The following is an 8,534-nucleotide window of genomic DNA, read 5'->3' as shown; positions in this document are numbered from 1 at the left end:
CACAAACAGCAAAACTTAAGGTTGGCATTCATCCGCATTTTTGTACTTTTTACAAAACGGGCTGTTTAAGCGCTTTTTGACACTGCGCTGTGGTATGACAGCGCCTGGACGACAAATGGGCAAGTTTTCAGCTTTATGGTTTACACACCAAGAGGGACCGCCATATCTGTCACGGAAACCTGATTGAATCATGCAAGCATCAATCGTTGCATTCTCATTGTTGCTTAGTTTTTGAACTTCATCCTCAAGATAATTAAGGTGCGGCAGACCACATTCTAGCAAGGCTTTTCCTACCTCAGTAAAGTCTGCTCCCGCCTTCAACCACCCATATACTTCCCCTGGAGGAGGTTTGTCAATGTTTTCAATATCACATCCAGCAACCGTTAACAGAATGAGCAGGCTTAATAAATTAAACAACATTTTCATTTTTTGTTCCCTGTTCTCGTTGAATAAAGTTTGTTAAAATCAAATGAACCGTAATCATTTTTACACTTACGACTTGCATCAGCATAACAATTATGGGGGCTAGGCTTAAAGCCTAAGACTGCTTTCCCCATCTCTCTGATTGGATTAGTTGCTATAGTAAATAAACTGTTTGCTGCAAATATTGTCATATAAAAAGGATTTTTTATACCTTTCTCCAAAAGTGAAAAATCTAGATTTAAAGGTGCCTTATAAGCCGTAGGCCAATTGTAACCAATCACTGTACTAATGGGGTCTAACATATGACCTTGTATGTAGATATAATTTTTTTCGCCATCGCTTAGATAATCTACTGTATTGGCCATCGATTGCATGTGAGCAGCCGCTCCAACAAGATAGAAGTCTGTTTTCTTGGCTACACCGTGGATACCATGTTCTTGCAAGTCATTTGCTCCATTGCTTACTGTTATGGTACCACGGCTATGCGCACTAACAATAGCATTGTCATTGCCATAACGATAGATAAAATCTTGGAACTTTTTGGTTGAATTGGTCAACCCCCAAGAGCCCCCTTCAAAAAACTTTTGATAAACTGCTACCCCTAATTCTACCAGCACATCATCAGCTTGGGGAAAGTATGTAAAATAAAGAGGACCATTTTTATTAACAGCCAATTGGACAGCATTACCCGCAGCTTCATCTGGTGAATTAAAAATGCCATTGTAGAACATATAAACAGCACCATTAGGGCCTTTTTGTAAATGCTTTTCTTCCTCTGGCTTTAAAAAGTGATACAGAGTGATATATTTTCCATCACTGCCTTTTATAGGTTTTCCATTTTCATCGGTTGCATAAAGGACATTGCCATTTTCATCATGCGCAACCTCACCTACTGGGTGCTCTTTGACATTTGTGATTTTATAAATTTTATCAAAGTATCCCAATCCTTCATCCGATAAATCATTGATCATATCTACGCGATTATGCACGGCTCCCTCAAGCGGTGCGACATCTAGCTGTCCTACAGCCTGGTGGGCTGTAGCGGTGTTGCGGTTGAGTGCATCAATGATTTGTCCAGCATCTTGCCCCATCGCCCTCTGTCCAGTTGTATCAGTAAGGATGATAGTCCCATCACTGATAGCAGATTTGGTTTCCCCTTCTGCTGCATCCTTGGCTTTGCCGTGATTTAAAACATTCTTGGCAATGTTCTTTATCGTGTCGTTCCCAGAAAGGCTAAACCCATGGCTGCTGGCTTTAGCATGCGCACCGTTGTTGATATCACTGGTGCTAATGCTTCCAGTGGTCAGGCTGTTTTTATCTGCCGGCGCGGTGCTGGAAATAAGTCCTCCGGTCAGCGTTGTTTTATCTTTAACTATGATATTAAAGCCGCCATCACCAGCTTTGATACCTGATTGCTCCACAACACTATGATAATCGCTAGAGGATTTATCCTTTTGGAAAGAGGCGCTCATGGAGCCCCCACCACCCGTTTGTCCAGCGCCAAAACCAGCAGAAACAGAGTTTTGCTTGCTGGAAGTTTGTCCCGTATCACTGCGGCTGGTAATGGCAAAATCACCCCCTACTTCCATTTCTACATGATCTGCAGAAGCCACGGCGCCTGCCAGTATGGTGTTTGCCCCACTCATGGTATGAAGAGTGCCAGTGCCTATAATATGGCTGTTTTTGTGTTGAACTTCCTCGCTCGATCCTTCCCCTTGACTAAAAGCAGCACTGCCCGTTGCCCCTGCACCACCCGTGCCATAACCGGTGCCAACACTCATTGAAGCACTTTCACTGCTGTTTTGTGTGCTTTGCGTATTTTGCGCACTTTCAAAGGTGATATCTTCACCTGCTTCCATGGTGATGTTCCCGCTCTGTGCATCATTTTCCAGCACATAGATTGGATTGGTACCAGCAATAATATCAGCGCCAACACTATGGATGCTGCCTTCGTGAGCATGCATATTAATAGAACGCCCGCCTTCTATACTATTTGTTACCGCAGTAGATGTCTGAACAGAGGCTTCTGTTTTCTCAGTTTTAAAGCCCACGGTTACACTGCCAGATGCGCCAGCCATATTGGCAAGAGCATCCTTGGTGGAGCCCCCCATCCCTCCTAATAGGTTACTCAGTCCTTTGGTTATGTTCCCCTTTTCCCCCGTATTGCCAGTCAGCCAATGAATAAAGTTCTCTCCTTTATTAAAGAGGTGATTGATTTTCATGCCGGTCAGTATGCCATTAATAACTGTATTGTTACCATCCTTATTGTTCATGCGGTCCGCTGAATCTTTTAGTCCTTGTACCGTGCCAAGGACACCGATATCAGCAGAGGCTGTCACACCAGCAAAAGACTTTTCATGCTTTTCTTTTGCGTTAGAGGTATCATAGCTTTCTGATAGGGTGATATTATTGCCAGCATCAATGTTGACATCACGATCCGCCGAAACAATGGTTGCTTGTAAATTCACATCATTGCCACCATTGATCTGCACATCTTTGCCCGCTTTGAAATGAGATGGCGTATTGGTATTTTCCCATTGATCGCCCGTATCTTTAGCGCTTGCAATTCCAACACCCACGGAAGCACCGCTAGGGTTCTTTTCAAACTGAAACCCAAAACCTGTGCGTTCTTCCTTTGAGCTTGCCCTATGACGATTGTGACCAGGTGAAACATTCACATCATGGGCTGCCGAAACATGAATATTTTCTTGCGCAGTAAAATCAGAGCCCTCCACGTTCACATCTTTTTTGGTGGCGGTGATGGTGATATTTTTCCCATTGAGAGAAGAGCCTTGATGCTCAAAACTCTCTTCATTTTCTGTCTTTCCCTCACTCCCGTATATCGACACAAAGCCCTTTCCTGATCCCACACCAAAACCCGTTTCATGGGTCTCTGAATGGCTGCTATGGTGGTCTGTCATGCCATCAATTGTCACATTTTCTCCGCTCACATGAATATCTTCATTTGCAAACATATGAGAAGCAGTGATTGTGGTCTCTTTGTCTGATTGCGTGATAATGTTGCCCGTTGCCCCAAGGATAGAGGAGACCGTTGTGGTATGCGATTGAGATGTATCGGACGATTCCTCATGCAAAAAGCCACTTGATGACGATTGTGCTTGCTGATCCAACTGTTCTTGGGCGCCTTTTATGACAATCTTTCCCCCAGAGTGAATGGTAATATCCGCTTGTTTCTGTTCTCCTGGTGCTTTCTCTCCTGACGTTTCCTCTGCCTTACCGGCTGTGAGCGTCGAGGCTACAACTTCCGTGTTGTTTCCTGAGTCAATGGCAACGCCTTCACCCCCAGATATGAGTGAACCGGAAACTTGGGTAGCATCCACCTTGTTATGCACGGATTTGCTGCTACTAAATGCTCCACCGTCTTTATGGTACGACATCTCATAGTGTAAGCTATCCTCTGCATTGGTGATCAGGACATCGTTGCTGGCTTTCAGCCCTACCTTGCCATCAGCCACAATGGAACTACCTGTGATGCTAAGATCATGCGGCTTGCCATCCTGCCCTGCAATGACCGTGGTATCACCTCCCGATTTTATCGAAGAGCCAACGGCATGAGAGGCTTGCATATCCACTTTCGTGTTTTTGCCCTGAAGATGATACTCCATTTCATCGTTTCTCACCCCTATTGTTACCTCCCCTTGGGCGCCAAGACCAACATTGCCCTTCGCATCGATATCGGAAGCAGCAATATGGATATCGCCACCCGATAGAACAGTGGTATCTTTTCCAGAACTTAAATGAGAGCCATTGTGCACGGCAACATGAGAGGTTTGATCCCCGCGATGGCTATTGGCACTGTTGCGCGTGGCATCAATCGAAACGTTTTCTTTTGCCTGTAAGGAAAGATTATCCGTTGCTTGAACATCAGAGCCTAAGATATTCAAATTATTTCCAGAGGCAAGTGTCGTCGATCCTCCAGAGTTTAACGCCGATTTATGATGCATGGTGGCATCACCCTGTTCATCATGGTAATGGGTTTCTGCTGAACCGATCGTCAAGTTGCCTTGTTCTGTAGCCATGGCAAGATCACCTCCGGTGGTGATCCCCACCCCTGAAGCGGTGATATCTTGCTTGGCAAGAACTGTCGCATTGCCACCAGTAGAAAGCGCTTCGGTGTTTAATACTGTCTCCACGCCGTCAACCGTTGTGCGCCCTGCATCCAAACGAATATTCTTCTCCGCAAGTAAAACAGCATCACCACCCGCCGCAAAATGCCCTCCTTGACTGAGGATATCCCCGCCATGCACATGCAATTGGTGGTTTGCCGCAATCCGTCCTGAATTGATTATCGTGGAATTACTTGTATTTTGGCTAGTGATATTCACATCATCGCCCATGATCAAAGCCCCAGCAGAAACAAAGGAGGCTCTGTCTTTTTCAGGGATATAAAGCACCGGTGCGTAAACATCCATGCCCTTGACCTGTTGGCGCACATAAATCACCATCGGGGCTTCTAAAGAAGCCAATTGTTCTTCACTCAAAGCCTCACCAAAGGGGAGATTGTGTGCTTTTGCATATTCTGCCCCGACATCCAGCAAAGTTTTGACTTGTTCAATGGCATCACTTCCAGGAATAAAGGAGCCTTTTCCCAACCCTTGACCAACAAGATCACGCATTTGTTTTTCAATCAGCTGCTTTTCAAAATATGCATCGCCTAAGAAAAAAATCTCCCGATCAGGATTATAACCAATTCTGTTCAAATAATAGGCTGAGCCATAAAACTTGCCAACATCAAGGAATTCTGCCCGCGTTTCATAAATGAAATTCTGGTTGGGCAGCGTGCCCCCAACCCCACCCGATTGGGGTTTTGGTAAAGGAAGCCCCTCAGAAAGTTCCCCTGCATTATTGAGATCCACTTTTGGTGTAAAGAGAGCACCAGCCCCGGTTAAACCACTCAGCTTCTCCAGTGGTTTACGTTCAGCTGCTTGTGCTTTAAAATGCGCATCCCCTGTAATGGAACCTTCCGCTGCCGTGTTATTGAGTTGATCGACCACCAGATTTAAAGTGCCGCCCGCTTGGACAAGACCAGGAGCAGCATCAAGAGCTTCTGAGCCAATTTGGCGTTCCTTGCCATTGACTATATCTAAAGAAACATCGCGGCTTCCATCAGTTTTATAGCCATAACAATAACCATCCTTCGTATTGGCATTACAACCCATATAAGTTTTTTTATAAGCTGTTACCCCTAAATTGGTCAGCGTCTTGGCTTGGATATCCGCATTTCCCCCCGCTTCTATAGAGCTATAATGGTTGTCAATGGTATCAGCGTTAATGATGAGGTTGCCACTAGATTGTATTACCCCCGAAACAGTCGGTTTATGCGAAAACCCTTGCGTGACAGTCTTTTCTGTCATGTGTGACCAGTGTTTGTTTATTGACCAGAGCCCTCCTGCCTTCCACCTATCACCATTCCATCGATACTGTTCTACAGAGTCTCTTTCGTCAACATATTTCCAAGTAAAAGCCTTATAGACTGTTCCGTCGCTTGAAATTGCGGTGCCATAGGTTTCTTCTTTACTATTCCAAAGTGGATTATCTAAGTAAATGTATAAGTGTCCTTTCCAAATTCCGTTATCATCTTGATGTTCGTGCCCTTGTCCCCAAAGACCAACTTTCGCATCATGATATAACATCCCATCACTGAGTTGATCAGAACCCTTTGGTCTTTGGAATGAAATATCGCTATATTCCGTTTTTTCCGTGATGACAGGCGTGCTATCGGCTTCGTTTTTCAGGGTGTTGGTTTGGATATTTAAGTTTCCACCAGCTTGAATAAAGCCTGCTTTGTTAACAAGGGAAAGGCTTTTTCCGCTGCCAGCTGCATTGGTGAAATCCAAATCACCCTCTGCTAAAATGGCGCCAAAATCATTGAGCAAAGCCCCATCAACTTGTAAAGCACCATTGCCCTTCACATAAATTAAGCCCGTTTTGTTGTTGGTCACATTGCCCGTCACGCTAAAGACTAAATCCTGCCCCGATGCTAATTGACCGCTATTTCCAAGCTCCCCCGTCTTGATCACGAAATCTCGTGCCGCTAAAACAGAAGTTGCCTTATCCACCATAACGCTTGGAGCAATAAAGAGAATATCTCCAGTCCCTCCCTCATCTGTCACGGCTTGTAGCCGCGCATGGTGAATATCAAGGGCGTTGGTGCTGTTAAAATCTAAACCACCATAAGTCAATTCGCTGCCCGAGACATCAATATGATCTGCAATTAAATACAGCGTTTGCGGCGTGTAAATATGAGAACGATTATTGCTTAAATCCAGTGTCGGTGCTGTCAATCTCACATCCCCCTCAGCAGACAGCACATTCTCAACACTGATCTCTCCAGATACCGATGTCAATGTTGCGTTGCCATAGCCAATGACCTGATCATAATAAATGTCGTTGCCAGCAAAAATTTCAATATTGCCACCACTGGCAATCTGACCAACCTTCACCCCTTCTTTTGCTGTAATCAAAAGAAAGCCCTTTTCATCTAAAACAAGATCCCCTGAACCACCCGTAGAAACGACACCTGTCATCAGTGTGCCAGCATCAAGGCTGCCAACCTTTAAAACAGCTTCTTCACCCGTCATCAGCGAAGAAAAGTCAACAGCCCCACCCTCAATATTTGCCTTGCCATAGGCTAAAAGTTGCCCAAAATGAACGGGAGCATTTGTTTCTGGTTGGGCTTGAATGGCAACATTTTGATGCGACAGAATTGTTTGAGAAACAGAAAGTCCGTTATGAGAAATCAGGGTGATATCTCCTGCCCCATAAACACTTTCAGCAACAATCGCACCTTGACTGCTCTGGAGATCAACATCCCCTTGGGTGCCAAGAACAACAACACCTGTAGCACCCGTTGCCGCCATATCAACCCCACCAGCTAAAAGCTGCGCCTTTATATCACCACCGGCGTGCGCCTTGAGGTTCCCTTGCGCTAAAACAATCCCCTCAAGCTTCAAGTCTCCGCCCGATTCAAGAGCCATATCAGCGCCTGACCCTAGCCCTGAAACTTGAAGAGTTTGGCGCGAAGACAGCTCCATATTGCCCCCAGACGTTGCGTTTCCGGCAATCGATAAAAGCCCATCCTGCGCCTCTATTTTTAAATGACCATCAGCGCCAACCGTTTCTAACGTCACATCCTTATGGGCGGCAATATCAATATGCTTTTTCGAGGTGATGTGTTTTGCCAATACGCTCTGGCTTTTTGATTTGAGGACAACGCCCCCATGACCAAAAACATTCTTCAACGAGATTTTCCCGTCAGCAGAAAGATGCAACTGCCCCGCATTGGCTGCCATATCATGGCGCATGCGAACCCCTACACCTTTTTCTGTTGCCACAAGTTTAATCTGATCCGCCTGAAGAGCCCCCAAAGCAGAACCATCTATCGCATATTCTGGTTTACCAGTAATATCGGTCAGTTCTTTCATTTCCCGTGAAGCATAATCAAAGTGCCCTGTCCCTGCTGTCACTCCAATTTCCTTGCCCGCAACAGCTCCTTCAAAATGCACCGTGCGTGAGACAATATCGACAATATCAACAGCCCCTTGACCAGAGAAAAAATTGGCTCCCTTTGCTCCAAAGGTAATATCCCCACCTCGCACCTCAAAGCCTTTCAAAAAACCGCTCGCATCAATTTCGGGTACACCAGTGGTTAAGGTCGCATGGGGCGTATTGATAAAACCGCAACCATCACAGCTTATCCCATTGGGATTGGCTATAATCACATCGGCTGGGCTCCCAAAAACCTCTCCTGGACCATGAAGCGCACTGCGCTTGCTGCTGGTCACTTCATTTAAAATCACTTTCGCCGAACCCGTAACACGCAAATGCGGATTGCCCGGCATAATGCCCCCCAACTGCGATTGCCCCACTTCTTGCGCATGATTGTTCCAAATCACACCTGGATTGCCAATATTAAAATCATCATATTTATTATGTGATAAACCCTTGCCATTAGGGGTAACAATATCAATGGAGGGAACCCCATTGGGCGCTGCCACTATATCTGGGCGATGAGCGGCATTAGCGTTAGGATCCACAGTAATTTGTGCCTGTAACGCTGAAGGTGCTAACAAACAAGAAAAACCAAGTCC

At 45.5% G+C, this 8,534-nt stretch carries 2 protein-coding genes; both read right to left on the bottom strand.

Annotated features, from left to right (window positions below; genetic code table 11):
* Positions 1-15 precede the first annotated feature (15 nt).
* A complete protein-coding gene (locus ACFIKR_RS08220) occupies positions 16-426 on the bottom strand; it encodes a hypothetical protein (protein WP_375659510.1) in 411 nt (136 codons plus the stop codon).
* The coding region (locus tag ACFIKR_RS08215) for a hemagglutinin repeat-containing protein (RefSeq protein WP_375659509.1) at positions 423-8,534 on the bottom strand (8,112 nt) is incomplete at its 5' end. The genes ACFIKR_RS08215 and ACFIKR_RS08220, both read right to left, overlap by 4 nt.

The organism is Bartonella sp. MR30HLJHH, assembly GCF_042194195.1.
Classification (GTDB): Bacteria; Pseudomonadota; Alphaproteobacteria; order Rhizobiales; family Rhizobiaceae; genus Bartonella; species Bartonella grahamii.
This window is presented reverse-complemented; position numbering and strand designations above follow the sequence as displayed.

Excerpts from the sequence above, each read along its gene's own strand:
- ACFIKR_RS08220 (WP_375659510.1), bottom strand. The coding sequence starts at position 426 with ATGAAAATGTTGTTTAATTTATTAAGCCTGCTCATTCTGTTAACGGTT.